This window comes from Dietzia sp. SLG310A2-38A2, assembly GCF_014145095.1.
Lineage (GTDB): Bacteria > Actinomycetota > Actinomycetes > Mycobacteriales > Mycobacteriaceae > Dietzia.
Window position 1 is genome coordinate 1 of the sequence record NZ_JAALDX010000025.1, and the last position, 24,443, is coordinate 24,443.

Consider the following 24,443-nt stretch of genomic DNA (forward strand, 5'->3'; position numbering starts at 1 on the left):
GACCGCCGCCGGGATCCGGATGGAGCCACCACCGTCGTTGGCGTGCGCCACCGGGATCGCGCCGGCCGCCACGAGCGCCCCGGACCCGCCGCTGGAGCCACCCGCGCTCCGCGTGGTGTCCCAGGGGTTTCGGGTGGGCCCGTAGACCAGGGCCTCCGTGTTGGCGTTGAAGCCGAACTCCGGGGTGGTGGAGACCGCGACCGTCGCCAGCCCGGCCGCCCGGAACCGCTCCATCAGATGCGTGTCCGCGGGCGGGACCACCCCGTCCGCCAGCATCCGCGTGCCCATCCGGGTGGGCACGCCCTCGGCATGACAGACCAGGTCCTTGATCACGAACGGCACCCCGGCGAACGTCCCGTCCGAGGCGTAGTCGAGGGGCTTGTCGAACGGGCCTGTCGCCACGGCGTTGATCTGCGCGTTGACCGCGTTGATCCCGTCCGTGGCCAGCGTCGCCAGCTCGTCCGCGGTGACCTCACCGGCGGCGACCATCTCTGCGAGCGACGTCGCATCCTGTGCTGAGTATTCCTCGACGTTCACGGGTCCTCCTGGGGATAGGCATCCGGCGCCTCTTACGCCGACTGCCCGAATGGTGGCACCATGTGCTCCAGGTCACATCGGCCGAATGGCCGATGTCTCTCCCGCTCTGGCCTGCGACGATCGGAGGTGTGCATGACGCCGGATATGACGTGGTGGGTCCGTCTCGCCGACAGCGTGCGCGCCGCCGGCCGGGGTGAAGCTCCGCTGGACGAGCCGGTGCGCATGGTCCGCGACGGGCTGGGGTTCGACTGCGCCACGCTCGTCGGGCCACAGCGGGCCACCTCCGGTGAGGCGCACCCGGTCCTAGTGAACCTCGACTACCCCGGCGACGCCATCCGATTCATCTCCACCACCTACGCAGCGGAGTGTCCCGCGCACCGCTACATCACCGAGCACCGCGTGGCGGGGAGGTTCATCGACCTGCCGTACGACTTCCGCGCCTCGCGCACCTACCGGGAGGCGCTCAAGCCCAACGGCTTTCACGAGGGCTTGACGCTCCCCCTCGGCGTGCTCCGCCACGGCACTCCCCGCCCGGGATTCCTGGCGCTGAGCTCCACCCACGGCCGGCCGCTGCGCGACGAGTCCCTGCTGGGGCTGACCATGCTCGCCAGCGAGATCGCCTCCCTGACCGATCCCCGGGCGTCCTTCACTCCCGCCCCCGCGGACCTCGTGGTGTGGGCGGGCCGCGGCAGGCTCGACGTGCGGGTGGGCGACGTGGCCCAGGGCCCGTTCACCGCCAGAGACCTCGCTCGGATCGGGGACCTGCACCAGCGCACCGGAGCGGCGCTCGGTTTCCGGCACCGCGATGGCTCACGGGAGTGGTGGCGCGTCACCACCGCCCCCGCCGGGGACGGAGTCCTGATCCGCGTCCAGCAGGCCGAGGGCGACGACCACCTGACCCCGCGGGAGCTCGACGTGGTGGGACTGCTCTCCCGGGGATGGACCAATGACGATATCGCCGCCGCTCTGGGCATCTCCGTACGAACCGCCCGGACCCACGTGGAGTCCGCACTAATGAAGGTCGGCGTGCCCAACCGGACCGCCCTGGGGCGGGAGGCGCTTCTCCGCGACCTGGACAGCCTCGACGCGATCCGCTGCGTGGCTGAGGCGAGGCACTCCGCGCTGCCGGCATAGACGGGCCCGTCGGTCCGGGGCGCAGATGCGAGAAGACCCCGGGCCGCGGGTGCGGTCCGGGGTCCTGTGCGTTCTTCAGCTGGCCAGGAGAGACCGTGTCGTCAGGAGATGCCGCCGAGAAGGTCGGTGGGCAGCATTCCGGTCAGTGAGTCCGTGCCGCTGCCGGTGCCACTGCTGGCCCCCTGGAGCAGCGAGCCGAGGCCGAGCGATCCGAGGAGGGGGGCCGCGAGCGATCCGATAGCGAGTGACCCGAGCGAGCCGAGTGCATCTGAACCCATGGTGGACGTCCTTTCGGGCGGGTGCGCGTGACGAGTTGGCGCTGGTCGCGCCTGCCCGGCCGATGCTAGCAGCGGTGTGGCGCACACCACACCGCTCGACGAGGTGGTGGGGCACTGCTGGCCACTGGCGGCTCGGGTCGAGGTCCGTGACGACGTCGTCGAGTGGCACGGGTTCCGGCACGGATTCAGGGAGTGGGACTACGAGGCACTCGGACCGTTCGTCTTCGACCGCGAGGCCTACCACGAGCAGTTCGCGGCGATCGACTGGTCCGACACCGGGATCCCTCCAGGCGGGTGGTGATGACGGTGCATCGCTACTGTGACGCTCGTGGCGACTAATCGGATCGAGATGGCGTTGGATCCAGCACTGGCCCGCGCGTTGATCGGATCCCCCTACTTCCATGCCGGCTTTCGCGCCTTCGCCGACCCTCACGCTGCACACGTGTACCGCCTGACTCCGACCCCTCCGCTTAGGGAGGGCGACACCGTCCAGTGGCCCGCTCGAAGAACCCGTGCCCGCCGACCCCTACAGAAACCACCCTCGCTGAGGCCATTAGGCACCTGGCGCGACTTCTTCCTCCGCAGACGGCGCCCTCGCCTCGCGCGCCCGTACACCGTGCAGTCCCGCGGTCCCATTCAGCTGGCGCTTCGACGTCCACGCGGGGGCACAGTGACGTTCACCATCGAGCGATCGGACACCGACCGCCACGCGGTAATCTGCATCGAGTCGGACCTACCCGCCCGGATGACCCGGCTCCTGCTCGACTACGTCGAGGCAGAAGGCCGGGACTGGCAGCATTTCCTTCGTAGCGGAATCCAGCCTCTGACCCGAGATCCCCACCTCGACTGGGTCCGGCAGCATCGCAGACTGGGTGAGATGCACGGGGAGTTCGCCGAGGACAAGGTGGGGAACTGCGGTTTTCAGGCTCTGCTCTTGATCCGCCATCCAGCCCGCACGGACGACCGGAACATCACCTGGGACGAGGTCGCCAGAGCAAACGGAGTGACGACGTCGCCTTTGTCGATGTGGTGGGACATCGCCGTCACCAACGGCAATCCGCCACCTCAAGACCCATACGACGCCCGCGATGACCGATTCGGAACTCCGCTCGAGGGTGCAGAAGGGCTTGCCGAGATCGGGGCGCTCTTCGAGGTTCTCGCCGGCCACACCTCCACACCCGAGGAAGCGTTCGGGGCGGTCTTCGAGACCTCAGGTCTTGCCTGGAACTCCTACGGACCGGGCCCCGACCACTCGATGGCGTACTACACCAGCGACCCCGACACGCACATCCACCCGCAGCTCACGGTGGTTCCTGCCTCCCAGATCTGCTCACCCGAGGTGGAATTGGGGCGCAGAATGAAAGTCCTCCAGACCACGGTCACCGGCGTACCCGCGATGACGGGCCTCGCCTCTGGCGGCTTCCGCGGCGTCGATGCCCTGTGGCCCGACGGCCGGGAGTGGCTCCTGGTCACGGACATCGACTGGGAGTACTCCCTACTCGGTTGCGATCGAGGTACAGCCGACGCGCTCCTCGCTGCCGATGAAGTCGAAGCGGTAGAGATCGCCTGATCCGTCTAATGGAATACCGCTTCTGATGTGACTGCTCCACCATGGTCTTCCGTCATCCAGAATCGTCGCGTGAGAGAAATCGATCTTCCCCACCCTGACGCGATGGCCCCCCGGTGGTCCGCTCTGTCTGCGGTGCTCGCCGCGTGCGGGCCCCGGTGGGCGGAGTCCGCCTACTCGGACGGCTCCACCTGGCACTACGACGACGGCGGCGGCAACTGGGCCGACATCCGCTTCGTCAGCGATGATCGGGCAGTGCTCCTCGGCCACGACCACGAGTACTCCACCACGTACTTCCGCTCCGCCGCGGACTACTTCGGGGAGCCCGAGACCGACCTCCTGGCCAGCTGTCCACCGTGGTGGGCGGAGGCGATCGGCGACTACCTCGAACGCATCGACACCCACGGCATGTGGATCGGCTTCATCTACGGGTACGACGGTGGTACCTGGACGCGCGCCGACTACAACGCCGACGACGGCTTCACCTCCCTGAATCTGCCAATCCTTGATGACCGGCCCGTACTCAAGCAGATCTTCGACCAGCTCACGATGTCGATCGGGGGTCGCCCCGCCGCGGCAGACCCAGACCCGCAGATCCTGACCCGGACACTCGCCGAATGCCCTGATCTCAGCGCCGACATGGCACAGGCGCTCCTGGGCGGGAGGGGGCTCGACGTGGACGCGGCCCTCCGCGCCGCCCACCAGTTCCGGCGGGGGAACTGAGCGCCAGGCTCGAACTGCCGCCGGCGGGCCGCAAGATTGCCGGGGTGGTGACGGCTGGGGCTGTGGCTCTCTTGGGGGCGGGGTCGGGGGCTCGGCCAGGGTGTTCTCAACGGGCGGGCGGTTAGCATGCGGACACGTAGTCACTCGTGTCAACAATCAAGCGGAACCGCCCCGTTCTTCACCGGTTCTGCGGGAAAGAGAAACAATGAGCGTCTCAGCTGGCCCCGTCCGCGCTGTCGGAGTGACGACCTACGGTGGCCCGGACGCTCTGCAGGTCGTTGACGTCCCGGCCCAGGAACTCGGGCCGACCGAGGTTCGCGTGCGGGTCACGGCCGCGACCGTCAACCCCACCGACACCTACACGCGCAACGGCTCACGTTCTAAGACCGGAACGCCGCGCGGGGCCGCAGACGTCCCAGGCATGGACATCGCGGGCACCCTCGTCGAGATCGGCGAGGACGCGACGACCTCCCTGTCGGTCGGCGACCGGGTGATGGGGATCGTGGTGCCTCGCGACGAGCACGGCGCATATCGCGAGGACATCGTCCTGCCCGCACAGTCGATCGCCGCCGCACCCCGCGATACCGACGACGTCGCCGCGTCGACGCTTCCCATGAACGGCCTGACCGCTCGGCGCGCTCTCGACCTCCTTGATCTCAAGCCCGGACAGACTCTTGCGGTCACCGGAGCGGCTGGATCGACCGGTGGATACGTCGTGCAGCTGGCCAAGCACGCCGGCCTGACAGTTGTTGCCGATGCGTCCGAGGCGGACGAAGCGCTCGTCCGGTCGCTCGGCGCCGATCAGATCGTCAAGCGAGGAGACGGCGTCGCCGACCGCATCCTCGAGCTCTACCCCGACGGGGTCGATGGCCTCTTCGATGGAGCAGTGCAGGACGCCGCCGTGCTCCCCGCGGTCAAGACCGGTGGCGGGGTCGCGACGGTGCGGTGGTACCAGGGCGACGGCAGCCGCGACCTGAAGGTCCATGCCGTGAGGGTGGCGGATATGGCAGAGGAGCAGGGCAAGCTCGACGAGCTGCGGCAGCTGGCGGAAGACGGCGTGGTCACACTCCGCGTTGCGGACAGCTATTCGCCCGATGACGCGGGGCGAGCCCACGAGCGACTCGAAGCCGGCGGAACGCGCGGACGGTTGGTCATCGACTTCACCAGGTGAGGCACGGGCACGTCGCCTCGCGGATCGGTGATGTGCACCGCGGCGCGGGGCTGTCCATCTCGAGGGAACACAATGGAGCCATGGCTTCCTCTGAACAGCGCGCACAGTTCGAGCGTTTCGCGCCGCTCCTGGTCCGCGAGGGCGTCGATGTGCGAACCGCGTCGGTCGCCGACCTCACCGCCGGGATGGAACGCGCACAGCAGCGCCACAAAGCCGCCGTCGAGCAGGTCCGGGCCGTTCTATACGCCCACGCACGCGGCGACACCTCGGCCGCCGGCGAGCTCCTCGAGGCCCTGGAGCTGACCGTCGATGCCTCTCCCCCGCCGATCCCCGACGCCCTGACCGTGGCCTCCCGCTTCGCCCAGCTCGCCCAGTCGGTGGCGCCGGAGCTGCCCGCAGCTGTCATCGCCAAGGTCCGCGACAGCGCACGGCGTCCTGACGCCCCGGACGGCATGGCCGGGCTGTGCGATGCGGTCCTGCTCGACTGCGACGCGACCTCCGGCATGCGCACCGTGATCGGCGAGCACGGGCTGGCGTCCGCCCTCTACGCGGCCGCGGCTATGACCGGCGCGGTGTTCAGCCTGTGGTCGACACAATCGGGGCAGTCGATGGACGACCTCATCAGTAGCCACGCCTGAGCGGCGACGTCGATGCAGCTGCTACGTAGGGGTTGACCGCGCTCCGCGTTCCACGTCCGTGCGCGGAGCGGGTGTCCGCGTAGGCGGGGCGACGTGATGCCGTCGTCGTCGTCACTCTCGGGGCCCTCACCCTCCTGGGGTGCGGGATCGGGGGGTTGGACGGGGCGCTCTGAACGGTCAGGCGGTTGCACTGCGGACAGCAGTGACTCGTGTCAACGATCAAGCGGAACAGCTCACGTCGATGACGCGTGGCGCGCCCACGAGCGACCTCGAAGCCGGCGGAACGCGCGGACGGCTGGTCATCGACTTCATGCGGTGATGCGGGAGACCGAAGTCGTCCCGGAGCCGGAGTTGTCGTCGTCGTCATCGTCGTCCCCGCGAGCTCACCTCACCCGCCGACCACCGGAAGGGACACCGTGCACGGGGTCTCCACCACGTACGACGGGTCCAGGGCGTGCAGTACGTGGGCGATCGCCGCGGGGTTGAACGGGATGCTCAGATGCTCCGCGAAGTTTGTCGCGCAGGCCTCCTGGAGGAGGATGTTTGTCACGTCCGGACTCGACGGAAGCCACGGGTCAGTGACGGGCAGGAAGCCACTGACCCACGGGGTGACGATCCAGTCGCGGTCGGTGGCGATCACCGTGTAGCTGGGCCCCGGCGTGACCCCACCCTCGTTGAGGCGCCGGATCAGTTCCGAGTCGGTCCTCTGATCCGCGATCGCCGGCCCCAGCGCAGCGAACAGGACCTCGTTGAACGGCGGTGTGGTGAGCATCCCCCAGAACGACGTCCCGTGATTGTCGGGCGCCAGGCCCACGAGGTTCGCGACCTTGTCCGCACCCGACAGGTACTTGATGTACAGGCGCGGCATCATCCCGCCCTGAGAGTGGCCGACGATGTCCACCTTCGTGGCCCCGGTCTCCGCGAGGACGGTGTCGACGAACGCGGCGAGTTGGTGAGCGGAGTCCATGACCGGTCCGGTGCCGCCGACCTTGAACGACCCCGGCGCCCCCGGCCGCCACGCCCCGACCTCCTGCCCGTAGTTGAGCGTGAAGACGCAGTGACCGGAATTGCGCAGCACCGGAGCCAGCGCCCACCAGTTGAACGTCCGGTTCTCCAGCGTGCCGTGGACCAGCACCACGGGCCGGGGATGCTCGGGCGTGAGGACGCAGTCGGGGTCGTCGGCACCCGGCGGCGGGGTATCGGGATGAAGCGCCGCGTTGGCCAGGGCATCGACTATCGAGAAGTTGGTGGGGAACGGACCGTCGGGCAGGGAGGCGACGAGTTCCGGCGCGGCCACGCTTCCCGTGCTGCCGGTGAACGGATGTGTCCCGGGGCCCTGTGCTGACGCTGCCGGTGCGGCGGACACCGCGATGACCACTGCGACGACCACCGACAGGATGGCCGTCAGCCACCGAGCCGGTGGCCGGGGTCGGGCTCGGCGGGAAGCGGATTTCATTGACTGTCCTCACTGTGCTCCCCGCCGACCCCGGTCGTCATATGCCGGCGCGGTGACGGGTGGATGATTCTCGGACGGTACTACCGATTGGCCGGTGTGTACGCGGTGACGACCGCGGACCCGCCCAGACCGATGTTGTGCTGTAGTGCGACCCGCGCGCCCTGGACCTGTCGCTGGTCGGCGGTGCCACGCAGCTGCCAGGTCAGCTCCGCACACTGCGCGAGCCCCGTGGCCCCCAGGGGATGGCCCTTGGAGATGAGACCACCGGAGGGGTTGACCACCCAGCGGCCGCCGTAGGTCGTCTCACCACGGTCCACGAGGTGATGCCCCTCCCCCTCGGCGGCGAGCCCCAGGGCTTCATAGGTCAGCAGCTCATTGGGCGCGAAACAGTCATGCAGCTCGATGACGTCGACATCGTCAGGGGTGAGCCCCGCCTGCTCGTAGACCTGCCGGGCAGCTGTCCTGCTCATATCGGCGCCGACGAGACTGATCATGCTGCGATCCGCGAACGTCGACGGCAGGTCACTGACCAGGGCCTGACCGACGATCTCGATGGCCTGATCGCCCAGTGAATGCTCGTCGACGAAACGCTCACTGGCCAGGACCGCCGCGCCCGACCCGTCTGATGTCGGCGAACACTGGGAGCGCGTCAGGCGGGCCTCTGCGTAGATCATCTTGTCGTTCCGGATCTGATCGGCACTCAGTGCGCCCTGGAACTGCGCATAAGGATTGTCGACCGAGTGACGGTGGTTCTTCTCGGCGATCTTCACGAAGTGCTCCGGCGAGGAGCCGTACTTCTCGTTGTGCTCCAGGCCGGCGGCGCCGAACATCCACGGCGCGGGCGGGAAGGTCATCTCGCGCAGTTCCGCCATCGCCTCGATGTGCCGCCCCATGGGCGCAGCCCGGTCGGCGGAGTCCATGGCCAGCGAGCCCGACTGCATCTTCTCGAATCCCAGCGCGAGGGTGCAGTCGGCGAGCCCGCCGCGGATGGCCTGCGCCGCCAGGAACAGGGCCGAGGAACCGGTGGAGCAGTTGCTGTTGACGTTGAAGACCGGCAGACCGGTCAGTCCGAGCTCGTAGACCGCCCGGTGGCCGGAGCAGGAGTCGCCGAAGCAGTATCCGACGTACGCCTGCTGGACCCGGTCGTAGTGGATACCGGCGTCCTGCAGTGCGGCGGTGCCCGATTCTCGCGCCATGTCCGGGTAGTCCCAGCCCTGGCGGTGGCCCGGCTTCTCGAACTTCGTCAGACCGACACCGATGACATAGACCTTGTTGCTCATTGCGTTCCTTCTGCGTTGATGAGGGGAAATGCCGGGGAGGGGGCGGTCAGTGGGCGACCTCGGCCGCCCCGTCCTTGATCACGACGGACCCGTCCTGTGCGGTGGTCTCGAAGGCGTATGCGCCCTCGCCTGTCCGCCACAAGCGAGTGGTGATCGTGCTGCCCGGGAAGGCGGGGGCGCTGAACCGCACGGCCAGGCGCGTGAGGCGGGAAGGATCGTCCGGGCACGCGGCCTGCACGGCGGCCCGGGAGACAAACGCCATCGTGCACAGACCGTGGATGATGATCCCCGGTAACCCGACGGACTTCGCGAACTCCGGGTCGGTGTGGATCGGCATCGTATCGCCGGACGCTTCCGCATAACGGTAGGTCTGGTCGTCGTCGAAGCTCTGGACCACCTCGTGGTCGCAGGCCCGGTCTCGGAGCGCCGGGTCCAGTTGATGCTGCGGTGCTTCCACGCCTCGGCCGCCGGACAGGCGGCCGCCGCGGAAGAACCCGGAGAAATACTGCTCGTTGACCAGTGCGCCGGCCGGGTCGGTGGTCTCCACGTAGGTGGTCACCACAACCCCCGACGAGCGTCCATGGATCCCCACGACCTTCGCGCGACAGTGCAGCTCGTCACCGGCGGCGATCGGGCGGGCGTAGCGCATCTCCTGTTCGCCGTGCAGGATCTTCATCTGCAGCTCGCCGGGGACCGCCGCCATGGTCGTCTGAGCCATGGTCTGGAAGACCGGCACCACGGCGTAGACGGGCGGAGCGACATCGCCCGACGCGTGTGCGGGGTGGTCGTCGTTGGTCGCCTCCGCAAAGGCCGCGATGTGCTCGCGGGTGGCGTGGAAGACCACAGTGTCGCTCCACTGCTCGAGCAGGTCGAACCGGAAGTCGTGATCGGAATCGGTCACCACAAAGCCTCTCGTGTGGACTGGTCACGCTGTTGACACAGGGGACGTTACGTAGGATGCGACTCGGTGCGAATGACCTCCGTTCGCGTAAACACTGACCGAAATGGTCTGAGTGCAGGAGAAGTAGTGGCCACGCCACGCACGTTGCCGGTGAGGTTCCTGAGAGCCGCGTCCAGAACGGTCGAGCTTCGTGGCTACGATCTCGATTGCTGGCTGCGCACCCTGGGCGTCGACCCCCGTCTCCTGTTCGACGACCGGTCGAGAATCACCATCGACCAGGCCTCCGCGATGATCCAGGAGCTCTGGGCGCTGACCGAGGATGAGCTGTTCGGCCTCGGGCCGCGGAGAACGCCACGGGGCACCTTCCGGATGCTGAGCCTCGCCGTGCTGAGCGCACCCGATCTGGGCGCGGTACTCGAGAGGTGGAGCCAGTTCAGCCGGGTCATCCCAGGGCTCTCCGAGATGTCCCTGCACAGGAGCGACGACGTCGTCCGTGTGGAGATCGCCATCGACCCCGAGCGCGATCCGACCCATTTCATGGTCGACATCAGTCTCGCGGTGACTGTGCGGTTCCTGGGCTGGCTCATCGGCAGGCGGCTTCTCATCGACCGGGTCTTGCTGCCCTACCCCATGCCGGAGCATCCGCAGGACTACGAGATCATCTTCGGCCCCAACGTCCACTTCGATCAGCCCACCGCAGCGTTCGTCCTACCGCACACGATGCTCAGCCTGCCGACGGTGCGGGACGAGGAGGCCGTCGAGCAGTGGTTGCGGCAGGCCCCCCGGGACCTGCTCAACTCCCGGGAGCATGACCTGTCCGTGGCCGGTCAGGTCCGGCACCTGCTGGAACGAGGGCTGCACGGCCAGTGGATGGACGCCGATGAGGTGGCCAACCGGCTGTCGATGAGCACCCAGCATCTGCGGCGCGTGCTGCGCGACGAAGAAACGTCGATGTCCAAGCTCAAGGAGGAACTGCTGCGCGATGCGGCGATCGCCAGCCTCGTCCGGGGAGACGAGTCCATCACGGCGCTGTCCTACCGCCTCGGGTTCTCCGAACCGTCAGCCTTCTACCGGGCGTTCAAGCGGTGGACCGGAAATTCCCCCGGCTCCTACCGTCCGGGATCTGGCGGGGCGGACGAGTAGGAGCCGGGGGCCGGAGGGCAGCTGCTTCTGCCTGGTCAGCTCTGCAGTGCCGCCCGCAGTCTGTGCTTGAGGATCTTGCCGGAGGCGTTGCGTGGGATCTCGCCGACGATGAGATCGTGGGGGATCTTGTAGTGCGAGATCTTGTCGGTGCAGAACTCGCGGAGCTGGACGAGTGTGAGCGTCGACCCTTCGCGCAGGGTGACCTGGGCGACGATGCTCTCGCCGTAGGTTTCGTGCGGGCGAGCGACGACGGCCACGTCGGTCACGTCGGGATGGGCGGCGACCACCGATTCGACCTCGACCGAGTAGACGTTCCGGCCCCCGGTGATGATGAGGTCCTTGAGCCTGTCCACCAACGTCATGTAACCGTCGGCGTCGACCTGGGCCAGGTCCCCGGTGTGCAGCCACCCGTCACGAATGGTGTCGGCGGTCTGCTCGGGCTTGTTCCAGTATCCCTTCATGATGGTCTCGCCCCGCAGGATCAGCTCCCCCACCTCACCGGCCGGCACGGGGTCACCGTCGGGGTCGACGACCCTGGCCTCGAGGAACATCGTCGGCTGACGGCCACTCGCGCTGGGCCGCGCCTTGACCTGCTCGCAGGTGGCGTAGATGCCGCCCGGCCCGCCCTCGGTCTGACCGCACAGCTGCATCAGGTCCACGTGCGGCAGTGCCCGGGTGAGCGACTCGACCGCGCTGGCCGGCATCGGTGCTGCCCCGAACAGGGCCGTGCGCAAGGAGGGCAGGTCCCGGTCGCCCATTCCGGAGAGCATGAGGAACTGGAACATCGTGGGGACCCCGAACATCATGGTGATGTTCTCCGCCTCCAGGGCATCGAGCACCGGGCCGGGATCGAACCCCGGCAGGACCACGTGCGTCACGCCCAGGAGTGTGCCGGGAACGAGCATGATGCACAGCTCTGCCGCGTGGTAGAGCGGAGCCACGTGCAGGAACCTGTCGCCCGCCCTCATGCCGGTGACGCCCGCACATCCCACGCCCACCCAGATGGTGCGGTGGTGATCGAACAGGGCGCCCTTGGGTTTGCCGGTGGTGCCCGAGGTGTAGAGGATCAGCGAGTCGTCGGCCTCGGTCGGGACATCCTCGAACGGGTCATCGGTTTCCGCGCCGGCCAGCTCCGCCAACGAGGGGTCTGTGCCCCCGGCTGTCAGAGAGACGGTATGCGCGGTCGTGGAGGGGAAGTGTGGCCTGGCGCCGTCGACGGCGGAGACCAGCGACAGATCGTAGGCCAGCACCTTCGCCCCGGAATCCTCCAGAAGGTACTGCAGTTCAGGGGGCGCCGAGGCCGGGTTGATAGGGACCACGATCGCGCCGACTCGAGAAGCGGCGTAGAACGCCACGATGAATCGGTCGGAGTTGGTGCCCATGAGTGCGAACCGGTCGCCCCGCCCCAACCCCAGCGTCGACAGTGCGTGGGCGGTGCGGTCGACCTCGGCGTCGAGCTCGGCGTAGGTGCAGTGGAAGTCCGCGAACCGGATCGCGACGCTGTCGGGGACGCGCCGGGCCGTGGCCCGGAGGGTGCCTGGGATGGTCTTCATAACTGTAAGTCCTCGTCAGATCATGAACCCGCCGCCGCAGACCAGGGTCTGCGCGCTGACGTAGTTCGAGTCGGGGGTGCAGAACATGTAGACCGCGCCGGCGGCTTCCTCGGGGGTGCCACCGCGGCCGAGGGGGATCATCGACTCCATCGCGGCGAGCAGGTCCGGGTTGACCCCCACCTTGATCTCGCGGCCGGCCACGTCGATGGTCCCGTCACCGTCGGCCGGGACCTCGGTCAGGCGGGTCTTGATCATGCCGAAGGCGACCGTGTTGACGGTGACGTTGTAGCGGCCCCACTCCTTGGCCAGTGTCTTGGTCAGGCCGGTGATCCCGGCCTTGGCAGCGGAGTAGTTCGCCTGCCCGGCATTGCCGCCCAGGCCCGCGACGGAGGAAATGTTGACGACCTTGCGGCACGGGACCGGCGCGCCCTGCTCGCGCGCCGCCTTGACCGAGGCCGCGATGACCGGCTGGGCTGCCCGGAGAATCCGGAACGGCGCCTTGAGGTGGACGTCGAGGATCGCATCCCACTGCTCGTCGGACATCTTCTGGATGACGCTGTCCCAGGTGTACCCGGCGTTGTTGACGATGATGTCCAGTCCACCGAGCTCGTCGACGGCGGTACCCACGAACCGTTCGGCGAATCCCTCGTCGGTCACGCTGCCGACACACGCGACTGCTCGCCCGCCCGCCTCGGTGATGGCGGTGACCGTCTCGTGAGCAGGGCCTTCATCCAGGTCGTTGACCACGACGCCGGCCCCTTCGGACGCCAACTTCATGGCGATCTCTCGTCCGATCCCACGGCCAGAGCCAGAGACGATGGCAGCTTTACCGTCCAGTGTTCCCATGTGATTCCATCCTGTTCTGTAGTGACTAGTCGGGTCCCGCATCCGTCAGGCGACGGTTCCGGAGCCCACGAGGAGAGCGGTCTCGGGCTCGGAGAACCCCCACCGCCGCAGGGTCTGTGCCACATCGCGCCCGCAGGCGTCCGCGGCCACGGGGGTAGCGGGAGTAGATCTGCTGAAGCGCGGCGCCGGGGTGGGCTGTACGACTCCACCGAGTTCGACGAACGACCCGCGGGCCTGATGGTGTGGATGCTCCGGCGCCTCCCACGGGGACAGCACCGGCGTCACACAAGCATCGGAGTCGGCGAACTGCTCGGCCCACTCATCGCGCGTTCTCCCGGCGAAGGTCCCTTCGAGCAGCCTCCGCCAGTCATCCCACCCGGCGGGGTCGTGTTGCTCCGGAAGCCCCCGGGCGTCGATCCCGAGCGTCGAGACGAGCTCGGCGAAGAACTGGGGTTCCACGCACCCCACTGCCACGAACCGGTCGTCCGCACAGCGGTAGGTGTCGTAGAACGGGGCGGCGCCGTCGAGCATGTTGGTGCCCGGATCCTCGTTCCACATCCCGTGGGCGTGCATTCCTCGCAGGAACGCCGAGTAGAGCGAGGTGCCGTCGACCATCGCCGCATCGACGACCTGGCCCCTGCCCGACTGCTGCCGCTCGACGAGGGCGGACACGATGCCGAGAGCCATCACCATCCCGCCACCGGCGAAGTCGGCGAGCAGGTTCATCGGCGCCGAGGGACGCTCCCCGTTCCGGGCGAGGGGTTCGAGAAGCCCGGCCAGCGCCAGATAGTTGATGTCGTGGCCGGCTCGGTCCCGGAGTGGACCGTCCTGCCCCCAACCCGTCATCCGGGCGTACACCAGTCCCGGGTTCACTTCGGTGAGCGCCTCCGGGCCGACCCCCAGACGTTCGGCCACACCGGGCCGGAACCCTTCGACGAAGACGTCGGCGCCGGCCGCCAGTCGATGCACTGCCCGGACGCCCTCGGCTGTCTTCAGGTTCACCGCGACGGTGCTGCGGCCGCGATCCAGCGGCCCGCTGGGGGGTGTGATCGCTGCGCTGCTGCCGAGGCGGTCCACCCGGATGACCTCGGCCCCCAGGTCTGCCAGCATCATGCAGCCGAACGGGGCAGGTGCGAGGCTGGCGATCTCCACTACACGGATTCCGTCAAGTGGCCCCTTCGTCCCGGCGGTCTCGTCCCGCGGGGCGTGTGGATCGCCATCCGTCCCGAGCGGCTGATGTGTCACGGTGAGCGTCTCCTCGACGTGTGGTGGAGTGATGCGGCTCACGCTACGGTCGGGCGGCGCAGTCCCCCATGACCCAGACGAGCGCATTTGGTGACCGATTCCGGTGCGTCAGTGAATTCGGCGTCACGCGCGGACAGCTGGTCATCGACTTCACGCGGTGAGGCACGGGCCAGTCGCGGGGCGCCGGGCGCGTTCTTCTGACAGGCCCGATCCGCTGAGGGAGACGGGCGAAGCCGGTCGCCGATGTCCGACTCCAGTGCCAGAGTGGACCCATGGCGAGCAAGGGCACCAAGGAGTCGGTCGAGGTCGACGGGCGGACCATACGGTTCACCCACCCCGACAAGGTGCTCTACGACGCGACCGGCACCACCAAGGCCGATGTCCTGGAGTACTACCTGGCTGTAGCGCCGCACCTGATGACGTACGCGGGTCAACGTCCCGTGACGCGCAAGCGCTGGCCCGACGGCACCGAGGACAAGTCCTTCTTCGAGAAGAACCTGCCCTCCCACGCGCCCGACTGGGTGTCGCGGGTGGCGATCGAGCATTCCTCGCGCACCGTCACCTACCCGGTGCTCGACTCCCCCGCCACGCTGGCCTGGTTCGCCCAGCAGGCCGCGCTCGAACTGCACGTGCCGCAGTGGACCCTGTCCGACGGCGAGCCGGGGCGGACGCGGCGGATCGTCATCGACCTGGACCCCGGCCAGGACGTCGACCTGGATACGACGGCGAAGGTCGCACTGCGCGTCCGAGATCTCCTCTCCGAGGCCGGACTGGACGCCTTCGCCGTGACCAGCGGATCGAAGGGCATCCACCTCTACTCCCGTCTGGCCAAGGCCGTCTCCTCCAAGGGCGCCTCCGCGGTGGCCAAGCAGATCGCCCAGTCGCTGGCCAAGCAGACCCCGGACCTGGTCACCGCCACCATGAAGCGCTCCATCCGCGACGGCAAAGTGTTCGTGGACTGGAGCCAGAACAGCGGCGCCAAGACCACCGTGGCGCCCTACTCGCTGCGCGGCCGTGCCGAGCCGTGGGTCGCGGCCCCGCGCTCGTGGGAGGAACTCGGCGACGGCGGACTCAAGCACCTGCACTGGGACGAGATGCTCTCGCGACTGGAGTCCGAGGGCGACCTGCTCGAAGGCCTAGAGGGACCCGCGAAGAAGGGCGGGGCGTCTAAGAAGGGTGCCGCCAAGAAGACTGCCGCTAGGAAGTCATCGGCATCGCGGGAGAGGAAGTCGGGGGGCAGCAAGAAGAGCTCGTCGTCATCGGATGACGAGGACCCCGAGCGCGGCGGTTCCGATTCCGGCAGCACCGATTCCCGCGGCTCTGATTCCGACGGCGAGGAGTCGCCCCGCGCCGCGGCAGAGGAGGGCTGCGACGCCGGCCCCACCGACGCCGACGCCGTGGTGACCAGCCTCGAGGAGTACCGCCGCAAACGCGATCGCCGCAAGACCCCGGAGCCGTTCGACGGGGAGGTCGACACCGACCGCTCCGACGGCGACAACCCGATCTTCGTGATCCAGGAGCACCACGCCCGCCGCCTGCACTTTGACCTGCGGCTCGAGCACCACGGCGTACTGGCCTCGTGGGCGGTGCCCAAGAACCTGCCGACCGAGCCCAAGGACCGGCGACTGGCCGTCAACACCGAGGACCACCCGCTGGGCTATGAGACGTTCGAGGGCACCATTCCCAAGGGCGAATACGGCGCCGGCCACATGACCGTCTGGGACCGCGGCACCTACGAGTGCGAGAAGTGGCGCGAGGACGAGATCATCGTGTGGCTCAACGGCGATAGAGTCTCCGGCCGGTACGTCCTGGTGCGCACGAGCGTCGAGAAGAACCAGTGGATCGTGCAGTACATGAAGGACCAGTCGCCGGACTCCTTCTATGGCGGACGGGACAACCCGAAGTCGTCCTATCCCTCGGATGACGATCGTTCCGGCGGCTCGGACACGGCGCCTTCCCGCGACTCGAACAAGTCGCCTTCCCGCGGCTCGGACGATGAGTCGACCCGCGATTCGGACATGGCCGACCGCCCCGAGGCTCCCCCACTGCCGATGATCCCCACGGCCGGCTCGGTAACATCCCTGCCCGAGGACAAGTGGGCCTTTGAAGGCAAGTGGGACGGCTACCGCGTGACCGTGGCGACCGATGGCAAGCAGAGTCGGTTGATGAGCCGCAACGGCAACTCGATGGACTGGCTGGCCGACGGCTTCCCCGGGCTGGCGCAGGCGATCGGGAAACCCGCGGTGCTCGACGGCGAACTCGTGGTGCCAGGCCCGGACGGCGTCCCCGAGTTCTCCGCACTGGCCAAGCAGGCCGCCGCGGAAGGAGGCGACTCGTCGATCGGACCGGTGCACCTGTTCATCTTTGACGTGCTGGGACTCGACGGCGTGGACCTGCGCCGCGAGCGGTGGGATCGGCGTCGCGAGGTGCTCGACCTGTTGACGCCGGCACTCGAGGAGGTTGAGCGAGTGCACGTGCCGGGGGTTCTCGACGGCCCCGGCGACCGGGCGTTAGACGAGGCCGAGGAGTTCGGCTGGGAGGGCATCGTGGCCAAGCGCCGGGACTCGCACTACCAGTCGGGCCGGCGGGCCAAGACTTGGCTCAAGGAGAAGCTGCTCACCACCACCGAGGCCGTGATCGGCGGCTGGCGGCCGGGCAAGGGCGGGCGATCCGGTTCCCTCGGCTCACTGCTGCTCGGGCTGCCCGCGCAGACCGGGCTCACCTACATCGGCCGCGTGGGCACCGGCTTTTCCGATCGGCAGGGCAAGGCTCTGCTCGAGGAGCTCGAGCCGCTGCGCCGACGCTCGAGTCCGTTCCTCGAGGACCTGCCGTCAGATGCCCGCCGGGACGCCGTCTGGGTGCTGCCCAAGCTCGTGGTGGAGGTCCGCCACCAAGGGTTCACCGAGGACGGGGTGTTGCGGCAGTCGTCGTGGCGGGACATCCGGCGGGACAAGCTGCCGGGGGATCTCTGAAACAGCTTGTCGCGCTCACCACGCGCACCCTCTCGTGCTGGTCGCAGTTACCGAGCTACTGGTCGTGGCTATCGGGCTGAACGGGGCGATTCTCCGCGCTGAGTACGACCAGTACGCGGGGCTACCCGGCTCATCTGGTGGCCACTACGCAGGGGCTACCCCGCGTCCAGCACCGAGCCGCGCACCACCGCGACCCACGCCCGCGTTCGGCCCGCGCGCAGCGCGACTATTGCCGACTCTGCGGGAAGAAGCGTCCGAACCCGCGTCTCCCGGCGGCGTCGTACTGATGAACCAGGTGCCTGAGCCGCAGGTTCAGCTCATCCATCCGGGCAGTGCGCCTTACGAGGTCGTCGATCGCCTCGGATCCCGGTCGTGTCTCGTTGAGCAGCGCATCAGCGTCCTCAAGGACGTCGAGGAACTCCGGGTCCCGCGCGGCCCTCTCCTCGATCTTGGGAAACCTCTCGACCAGTGCGGACCCCACCGCCCGGCTCTCCCGCAGGTCGTACCAGGCCTCCACCGTCAGCGAGAGTGCCCTGTGGGCCGAGTCGTGCGCCGCCTCGACTGACGCGAGTGCCTTCTTTGCCGTCACCTGTAGCGGATCCACCCCGGCCTTGAGCCTGCGGCGATGGGCGAGCTCATCGATCGCCGACCGAACCAGCCAGGTGGTGTACCAGAACCAACCCGCGATCACCGCCAGGAACAGCAGTCCAATGACGACAGGGGCGATGAGCCTCAGCACGACGTCACCCGCTTGGCGATGCGACCCCGGCTCACCGTCATGACCCCGCCACCAGCGCGATCAGGATCGCCAGCGGAACCCCCAACGCCACCGCGGCGCCGACGAGCTTGGCGGTGGCCGACCACAGCAGCCGGGACGCCTCCGTTCGCGCGCCCTGCTCGTCGATCACGCAGGCCTCCCGGGCCGCCACCTCCACCCGAGTGGCCGTTCCCTCTGGCCAGCCTCGCGGCACCCGGCGCAGCGGATTGCGGCCGAGATCGTCAGCAGCAAGCGCGGAGCGCTGGCCACCCCACTCGCGCAGCCCTGCGTCCAGTCGGATGCGGGCCTGCTCGGCGGCAGCGTTCTGCTGCCGATCAACGGAACCGGAGTACATCTCCATCGACGTCATCGGAAACGGCCACCTCCCCTGCGCTGTCGCGGGCCGGATCGGACCCCATTGTCCCACCCTCAGGGAAAGGCGCCGTGTCATTGGCGGACACACGCGGGGCTCAGTCGGCGACGTACGGGTTGGTCGCGGCGCGATGGCGGACCCGGGCGGGCACCAGAAAGAGCATGACCGCCACGAGGACCGCCATCACCGCCCCGGCCGCGAGCCCCGGCAGCGTCCCGAGTACCAGTGAGAACACCAGTGCGGCCAACCCCACCAGCGCGATCGACAGCATGGCCAGGCCCACGCGGGCGAGCGTCGCGGACAGTCGCAGCACCCGGTCCTTGCGGTGGGAGCGGAACACCGCGCGGTGGATCATCACCGGGGCCAGCAGGACGACCGTCGAGGCGAGGGCGAGGGACAGGACCACCAGGTAGAGGGCGCGGCCACCGCCCCCGATGTCCGCGAAACGGTCCTGGAACGGCACCACCAGCAGGAATCCGGTGAGCACCTGGCCGCCGGTCTGGACGATGCGCAGCTCCTGGAGCAGCTCGATCCAGTTGCGGTCGATCCGCTGCGCCTCCGTCTCGTCGCGCTCCCCGGCCAGGCCCTCGCCGCATTGCCCGGTGCCATCGACGTGCATGTCGCTCCCTTCGCCGCGTGCCTCCATCGTCGTCCGACCGGTGCGGAGACGGAATACCTCCATGCACATGCGCGAGCTCAGATGACCGTCGCTACTCGACTATTCGCCGGGCCAGTCGCCGGTCACCCGCTGGAACACCACAGCGCCGGCACGGTCCACGACCACCTTGGTGACGGCGAAGATGGCACCCTGCAGCGCGGTGGCCGCGAGGATCTCGGACATCCGGTGATCGGTATCGAGAGCGTTCGGCGGAGTGGTGTCACCGTCGGGAACCACACGCTTCCAGACCTGTGCGAACACCGCGTTGGCGACGAGCCCACCCACGAGCGAACTGGCGATCCCGATCGGGCGGTACAGCGCCTTCGCGGTCGTGCTGGACGATCCACTTTTCGCGGCAGCGCTCATGACGTCCTCCTTTTCCAGACCACCACTGCGATCACTGCAGCCGCGAGTGCGACGGCAGCCGCGGGAACGATCGGCTTGAGCTGCCCCCGATCGTCAGTGGCGGTGTCCTTGAGGTCGGCGAACGTCTGGGCGCCCTGAGCCCGGGCGGAGTGCACCTGCTCCCCCACCCTGTCCTTGACCTCCTGCTTCTTGTGCTGAGCCTGCGCTTTGACATCGAGCTTCCGAGTCAACTCGTCCACGGTGTGGGCCAGCTCCTCGCGCGTGCGGGCGATATCGGCCTCGACCTCCTCGGCGCTGGCCTGTGCGTCGGGCTCGGGGCGATCGGGAAAACTAGGACTGGCCATGGTGACGTGCCTCCTGCACTTGCCGGACATCCTGTTTGACGCTGTCCACGGTGCGCTCCATGGCCGGGGTGCTCTGCTCCACCTGCTTCTTTCCCAGCAGTGCCACCACCCCGGCGACGATCAGCAACACCGCACCCACTATCAGTGCGGACAGCCACAGCGGCAGGACGAGCGCCAGTCCTGCGATCGCCGCGGTGACCAGTGCTCCGAAGCCGAACAGGGCGAGGATCCCGCCGCCGCCGAACAACCCGGCCCCCACGCCGGCGTGTTTGGCAGAGTTCTTCAACTCCACCTGGGCCAGCAACAGCTCATCGCGCACCAGCCGTGAGGTCTGCTCGGACAACTGCGTCATCAGCTGCCCCACCGACTGGTCCGACCCGGGTCGTGAGGGGTCGACCGGGCGACTCATGACGGGGCCGTCCCGTCACCGCCGCCCGAAGGCGGGAACTGCGAGCTGGGCGGCTGAACCTGATCGGCGGAGTGACGTCCCCCGCTGTTCTGACCGCTGTTGCTCTGCCGGTTGCTGCTCTGCCCGTTGCTGCTCTGCCCGGTGCCGTTCTGCCCGGTCGCTTCGGACGCCTTGTCCTTCACCTGCTCGGCGGCGTCTCTGGCAGCCTCGGTGGCCTGGTTGGCCGCTTCCTGGACCTGCGGCGTCTGCCACAGCTTGAGGGCCTGGTCCTTGACGATCTCGTAGTGCCCGCGTCCGGCTCGGCTGCCCAGGACATAGCCGACCGCAGCGGCTGCGAGCAGTGTCACTTTGCTCATGTGGATTTCCTCTCGTCGGGGACGTCCACCGCCACTCTGTGGTGGCCGGGACTGCGTCCCTATGGGGCGATCATCGGAATGCTCGCCGGGCCCTGTTCGGGGCCGGCGACGGCGACGTGGAGACGAGTGAGGGGATCGTGGTCGACCATCTCGGACTCCTTGGTGCCGTCGGATCGAACACCGTAATGCTATGGCGGCGATAGGGCGCCCGCATCCGGTCGACAGGTCGCTCGAGTGCGGATAGGGCGGGATCAACCGCGGTCGCCGTGCGGGGCCGGCGGGCCTGGCCCCCTCGGGTTTCGGTTCGGACGCAAAAAACGCCGCAGCCGCCCGCAATCGCTGCAGCCGCACGGGAGATGTCCTGTGCGGCTGCAGTCTTCGCGCGCGGCTGCGGGGAGAGCTGGCCCGGCGGCTATGGAGGGGATGGACGGGCGCGACGGCTGCGGGGAGGGCGATCCCAGCAGCCGCGGCGACGCTCAGGCCGCGGCGGCCAGCCTCTTCTCGTCGATCGTGCGGTCAAAGACCAGGGCGTAGAGCAGTCCGGCGCCGACGGCGGTGTAGGGCCAGATGAAGTAAAAGATCACGCCCATGGACATCGGCAGGCCCCAGAGCACGGCATAGCCGTTCGCGGTGAGGATCGACCACAGCACCAGCACGGTCAGCCCTGCGCAGTAGGCCACGATCGCGATGGTCGACACCCTCTCCCAGGAGCCGTCGGAGTGCAGGGAGCCGAGCAGCATCATGATCACGGCGAAGAGCGGCACGGCGAGGAACACCATCTGCCACGTGTCGGTGAACATCCCGAGCAACGCGAAGGCGGCCACTGCCACGAACGCGTGGATCAGCATGCCGGCGCGCTTGTGGTCGGGCTCGGGGGCGTCGGCGGGGTCGAGACCGCCGTCGAGCGCGCGGCCGTGGGCACCCTCGCGTCCGTGGCCGCGTGCGGCGGGATCAGAGGCGTGATCAGACATGGTCGTTCCTTTCGGTGGAGGCGGTCGTGGTGGACGCTGCGGTCGGGGTCGACGCTGCAACCGTGGTCGACGCGGTCGGGGTGGCAGCCGCGCCGCCGAGCCTGGGGTCGGTCACAACGCTGCGGCCGCCGTACAGGAATTCCAGGGTGGCGTCGGGGTGACGGTTGGTGGTCATCAGCGACACCACGTAGAACAGCACGATCGACACGAGCAACGAGATGCCGCCGACCTGCATGAACGCCGGAACGGAGATGATGTCCCGCGCGGCCAGCGAGGTGATGATCATGTTGCCGAGGATCGCGAACGCCACTGTCACGGTCGCGGCGGTGGCCGTGGCGCGATGCCAGTAGATGGACATGACCACCGGGCCGACTATCGCGGCGGCGAAGGCGGCCCAGCCCAGCGCGCCGAGCAGGAACACGACCTGCGAGAGGAACAGGGTGAGCAGGACCGACAGGACCACCAGGGTCAGGCTCGCGATCCGGCTCCACAGCAGCTCGCGGACCACCTTGATGCCAAAGGCGCCGGGCAGGTCCCGCATCATCGACGAGGCGCCGATGGTGATGAAGCTCGAGGCAGAGGACATGATCGCCGCCAGCAGGCCGGTCAGCGCGATGCCGCCGACGATCGGGTTGGTCACCGAGTCGAGGAACCAGATGGCGGTGTCGTCGATGCTCTCGAGTTCCGGGGCGTCGCCGGTGAGGGTCATGGAGCGGGTGGACAGACCGATGCCGACGGAGAACAGGGTCGTGATGGCGTAGGCGATGCCTGCGACGGCCGCACCCCACTTGAGCTGCGTCATGTCGCGGAGCATGAGGAACTTGGTGAGCAGCTGCGGCTGCCCCACGGCGCCGACGAAGATCAGGAGGCCGAAGGCGAAGATGTAGGTGGGTGCCTGGACGCCGTCGATCGAGAGCATCTCGGCGCTCCCGGCCGAGATGGTGTCGAGCATGGGGATCCACCCGCCGGCCACCTGGACGGCAAAGAAGAACAGGCCCACGGACATGACCACCATGAGCACGCCCTGGACCAGGTCGGTCCACACGGCCGCGAGCATGCCGCCGGCCATCGTGTAGGCGGCCACGACCATCGAGCCGATCCACACGCTGGTGGCGATCGAGGTGCCCAGCAGCAGCGAGATGATCACGCCGATCGAGGTGACCTGCGCGGTCATGTACGCGATCGAGGCGATGAACACGGCCACGGACATGGTGGCGTGTGAGGTCCGGTCCTGGAAGCGGACCCGGATGAGGTCGGGCACCGAGTAGACGCGGTGCTTCTTGCCGATCCAGTTGAGGCGGCTGCCCAGCAGGAACCAGGCGACGGCGAAGCCGAAGGGGGCGAGCAGCCCCACGGCGATGAGCGCCTGCAGGCCCCAGGCGTAGGTCTGGCCGGTTCCGCCGACCATGCCCCAGCCGGACTGGATGGAGGAGAAGCTGGCGATGGCCATGACGAAGAAGCCCAAGGACTGCCCCGCGACGAGGAACTCCTTGGCCGACTTCATCTTGGTGTTGGCCCACGCGCCGATGGCAAACATGAGCACGAAATAGGCGAGCACGACGCCTATGACGACGGGATTGTTCATGAGGGATCCTCAGGGGTCGGTCGGTGGTCGGAGGTCGGTCGGGCGTGATCGGCACGCAGCTTGCCGCGGCGGATCTTGCCGGTGTTGGTGGTGGGGAGCTCGTCGAGGAAGAGGACCTCCCGCGGGTACTGGTAGAAGGCCAGGCGCTCCTTGACCAGGGCCTGGATCTCGCGGGCCAGCTCGTCGGTGCCGCTGACCCCCTCGGCGGGGACGACGTACGCGACGATCGCCTCGCCGCGCAGCTCGTCCGGCACGCCGATCACGGCCACCATCTCGACGCCACTGTGGCGCAGGATCTGGTCCTCGATCTCGCCGGGGCCCACCCGGTAGCCGGCCGAGGAGATCAGGTCGTCGTTGCGGCCGGAGAACCAGAAGTTCCCCCTCTCGTCGACCTGCGCCAGGTCCCCGGTGTGCAGGACTCCCCCCAAGGTCTTCTCCGCCGTCTTGTCGGGCGCGTTCCAGTAGCGCAGGAACGCGTTGGGGCTGGGCAGGCGCACGCAGACCTCGCCGACCTCGCCCGTGGCGACCGGCTGACCGAGCTCGTCGAGGAGCACCAGGTCGAAACCGGGCGTCGGGCGGCCCATGGAGCCGGGCGGGGTGTCGAACTCGGCGTGGCACGTGCCCACGATGAGGTTGAGCTCGGTCTGCCCGTAGATCTCGTTGACCTGCACGCCCAGCGCCTCGCGCGCCCACTCGGCCACGGCCTCGCCCAGCGCCTCGCCTCCGGAGAACGCGGCCCGCAGCCCGGTGTGCGAGTAGTCCACCTCGGACGCGCGCATCATCTTGAGGATGGTCGGCGGCAGGAACGAGCAGGTCACGCCGTGTCTGCGCAGGATATGCTCCACGGTCTCCGGGCTGGGCCGCCGGGCGGAGGCCACCACGGGCACACCGCTGTAGAGGCTCGGCAGCAGCACGTCGAGCAACCCGCCGGCCCAGGCCCAGTCGGCCGGGGTCCAGAACACGTCACCCTGCTCGGGGAACCCGTCGAGCGCGCGGACGACGCCGGGCATGTGCCCCAGCACCACGCGGTGCCCGTGCAGGGCGCCCTTGGGCTGGCCGGTGGTTCCGGAGGTGTAGATGAGAAGGGCCGGGTCGTCGGGGCCGGTATCGGCGACGACGACGGCGAGGTCGGCCGAGTCCGTCACCGACAGCGGCAGCACGGTGAGCGCACTCGCGTCGG

The 24,443-nt window shown here is 68.5% G+C and carries 26 protein-coding genes; 8 read left to right on the forward strand and 18 right to left on the reverse strand.

The window, feature by feature from the left end; genetic code table 11:
• A partial coding sequence (locus tag G6027_RS00980) for an amidase family protein (RefSeq protein ID WP_346995586.1) occupies positions 1–537 on the reverse strand: 537 nt, incomplete at its 3' end.
• A 132-nt stretch (positions 538–669) separates the two neighbouring features.
• On the opposite strand from G6027_RS00980, the gene G6027_RS00985 reads away from it, so the two are divergent.
• Complete coding sequence (locus G6027_RS00985) at positions 670–1,671, forward strand: helix-turn-helix transcriptional regulator (RefSeq protein ID WP_182634598.1); 1,002 nt, start codon at positions 670–672, stop codon at positions 1,669–1,671.
• 101 nt (positions 1,672–1,772) lie between these two features.
• Here the strand turns inward: G6027_RS00985 and G6027_RS00990 are convergent, their stop codons facing one another.
• Positions 1,773–1,949, reverse strand: coding sequence for a hypothetical protein (locus G6027_RS00990; protein ID WP_182634600.1), 177 nt, complete (start codon positions 1,947–1,949; stop codon positions 1,773–1,775).
• Positions 1,950–2,025: 76 nt separating this feature from the next.
• On the opposite strand from G6027_RS00990, the gene G6027_RS00995 reads away from it, so the two are divergent.
• The 5 genes from G6027_RS00995 to G6027_RS01015 all read left to right on the forward strand — a co-directional run bounded on the left by G6027_RS00995 (position 2,026) and on the right by G6027_RS01015 (position 6,048).
• Positions 2,026–2,250 carry a hypothetical protein gene (locus G6027_RS00995; RefSeq protein ID WP_182634602.1) on the forward strand — a complete coding sequence of 75 codons (225 nt, stop codon included), beginning with the start codon at positions 2,026–2,028 and terminating at the stop codon, positions 2,248–2,250.
• 369 nt (positions 2,251–2,619) lie between these two features.
• Entirely contained in the window at positions 2,620–3,519 is a 900-nt protein-coding gene (locus G6027_RS01000; protein WP_182634604.1) for a hypothetical protein, read from the forward strand.
• 102 nt (positions 3,520–3,621) lie between these two features.
• Positions 3,622–4,239, forward strand: coding sequence for a hypothetical protein (locus G6027_RS01005; RefSeq protein ID WP_182634606.1), 618 nt, complete (start codon positions 3,622–3,624; stop codon positions 4,237–4,239).
• 205 nt (positions 4,240–4,444) lie between these two features.
• Entirely contained in the window at positions 4,445–5,410 is a 966-nt protein-coding gene (locus G6027_RS01010; RefSeq protein ID WP_182634607.1) for an NADP-dependent oxidoreductase, read from the forward strand.
• An 80-nt stretch (positions 5,411–5,490) separates the two neighbouring features.
• Positions 5,491–6,048 (forward strand): hypothetical protein, encoded by a 558-nt coding sequence (locus tag G6027_RS01015; RefSeq protein WP_187702480.1) that lies wholly within the window; start codon positions 5,491–5,493, stop codon positions 6,046–6,048.
• 388 nt (positions 6,049–6,436) lie between these two features.
• Here G6027_RS01015 and G6027_RS01020 read toward each other — a convergent pair whose 3' ends face one another.
• The 3 genes from G6027_RS01020 to G6027_RS01030 form a co-directional block, all read right to left on the reverse strand.
• Complete coding sequence (locus G6027_RS01020; protein WP_182634612.1) at positions 6,437–7,504, reverse strand: alpha/beta fold hydrolase; 1,068 nt, start codon at positions 7,502–7,504, stop codon at positions 6,437–6,439.
• An 80-nt stretch (positions 7,505–7,584) separates the two neighbouring features.
• A complete protein-coding gene (locus G6027_RS01025; RefSeq protein WP_182634614.1) occupies positions 7,585–8,784 on the reverse strand; it encodes a lipid-transfer protein in 1,200 nt (399 codons plus the stop codon).
• Positions 8,785–8,830: 46 nt separating this feature from the next.
• Positions 8,831–9,685 carry a MaoC/PaaZ C-terminal domain-containing protein gene (locus G6027_RS01030; protein ID WP_182634616.1) on the reverse strand — a complete coding sequence of 285 codons (855 nt, stop codon included), beginning with the start codon at positions 9,683–9,685 and terminating at the stop codon, positions 8,831–8,833.
• Positions 9,686–9,811: 126 nt separating this feature from the next.
• Here G6027_RS01030 and G6027_RS01035 point away from each other — a divergent pair, with 126 nt between their 5' ends.
• On the forward strand, positions 9,812–10,828 hold the full coding sequence (locus tag G6027_RS01035; RefSeq protein WP_182634618.1) for an AraC family transcriptional regulator: 1,017 nt from the start codon (positions 9,812–9,814) through the stop codon (positions 10,826–10,828).
• A gap of 35 nt (positions 10,829–10,863) precedes the next feature.
• Here the strand turns inward: G6027_RS01035 and G6027_RS01040 are convergent, their stop codons facing one another.
• From G6027_RS01040 to G6027_RS01050, 3 genes are read right to left on the reverse strand one after another with little or no spacing between them, the layout of a single operon-like run.
• A complete protein-coding gene (locus G6027_RS01040; protein WP_182634620.1) occupies positions 10,864–12,381 on the reverse strand; it encodes an AMP-binding protein in 1,518 nt (505 codons plus the stop codon).
• Between the two features lie 15 nt (positions 12,382–12,396).
• The gene (locus G6027_RS01045; RefSeq protein WP_182634622.1) at positions 12,397–13,227 is read right to left on the reverse strand and encodes an SDR family oxidoreductase; all 831 of its coding nucleotides are present in this window, start codon (positions 13,225–13,227) and stop codon (positions 12,397–12,399) included.
• Between the two features lie 45 nt (positions 13,228–13,272).
• Positions 13,273–14,388, reverse strand: coding sequence for a CaiB/BaiF CoA-transferase family protein (locus G6027_RS01050; protein ID WP_346995587.1), 1,116 nt, complete (start codon positions 14,386–14,388; stop codon positions 13,273–13,275).
• 356 nt (positions 14,389–14,744) lie between these two features.
• Between G6027_RS01050 and G6027_RS01055 the strand changes: the two genes are divergently transcribed.
• A complete protein-coding gene (locus tag G6027_RS01055) occupies positions 14,745–17,444 on the forward strand; it encodes an ATP-dependent DNA ligase (protein WP_182634626.1) in 2,700 nt (899 codons plus the stop codon).
• A gap of 226 nt (positions 17,445–17,670) precedes the next feature.
• Here G6027_RS01055 and G6027_RS01060 read toward each other — a convergent pair whose 3' ends face one another.
• From G6027_RS01060 to G6027_RS01105, 10 genes are all read right to left on the reverse strand, one after another.
• Entirely contained in the window at positions 17,671–18,183 is a 513-nt protein-coding gene (locus tag G6027_RS01060; protein ID WP_182634628.1) for a hypothetical protein, read from the reverse strand.
• Positions 18,184–18,220: 37 nt separating this feature from the next.
• Positions 18,221–18,571, reverse strand: a complete 351-nt coding sequence (locus G6027_RS01065; protein ID WP_182634630.1) for a hypothetical protein — start codon at positions 18,569–18,571, stop codon at positions 18,221–18,223.
• Between the two features lie 100 nt (positions 18,572–18,671).
• A complete protein-coding gene (locus tag G6027_RS01070) occupies positions 18,672–19,193 on the reverse strand; it encodes a DUF6328 family protein (protein ID WP_182634632.1) in 522 nt (173 codons plus the stop codon).
• Between the two features lie 99 nt (positions 19,194–19,292).
• Positions 19,293–19,598: a DUF4235 domain-containing protein gene (locus G6027_RS01075; RefSeq protein WP_182634634.1), complete on the reverse strand. Its 306-nt coding sequence runs from the start codon at positions 19,596–19,598 to the stop codon at positions 19,293–19,295.
• Positions 19,595–19,942 carry a DUF3618 domain-containing protein gene (locus G6027_RS01080; protein ID WP_182634635.1) on the reverse strand — a complete coding sequence of 116 codons (348 nt, stop codon included), beginning with the start codon at positions 19,940–19,942 and terminating at the stop codon, positions 19,595–19,597. Before G6027_RS01080 ends, G6027_RS01075 begins: the two co-directional genes overlap by 4 nt.
• Entirely contained in the window at positions 19,929–20,351 is a 423-nt protein-coding gene (locus G6027_RS01085) for a phage holin family protein (RefSeq protein WP_182634637.1), read from the reverse strand. The genes G6027_RS01080 and G6027_RS01085 overlap by 14 nt, the downstream gene beginning before the upstream one ends.
• Positions 20,348–20,707, reverse strand: a complete 360-nt coding sequence (locus G6027_RS01090) for a YtxH domain-containing protein (RefSeq protein WP_182634639.1) — start codon at positions 20,705–20,707, stop codon at positions 20,348–20,350. Before G6027_RS01090 ends, G6027_RS01085 begins: the two co-directional genes overlap by 4 nt.
• Positions 20,708–21,183: 476 nt before the next feature.
• Entirely contained in the window at positions 21,184–21,678 is a 495-nt protein-coding gene (locus G6027_RS01095; RefSeq protein ID WP_241726705.1) for a hypothetical protein, read from the reverse strand.
• Entirely contained in the window at positions 21,671–23,263 is a 1,593-nt protein-coding gene (locus G6027_RS01100; RefSeq protein ID WP_182634641.1) for a sodium:solute symporter, read from the reverse strand. Before G6027_RS01100 ends, G6027_RS01095 begins: the two co-directional genes overlap by 8 nt.
• Positions 23,260–24,443: AMP-binding protein (locus G6027_RS01105; protein ID WP_182634643.1), on the reverse strand; the 1,184-nt coding region annotated here is incomplete at its 5' end. The genes G6027_RS01105 and G6027_RS01100, both read right to left, overlap by 4 nt.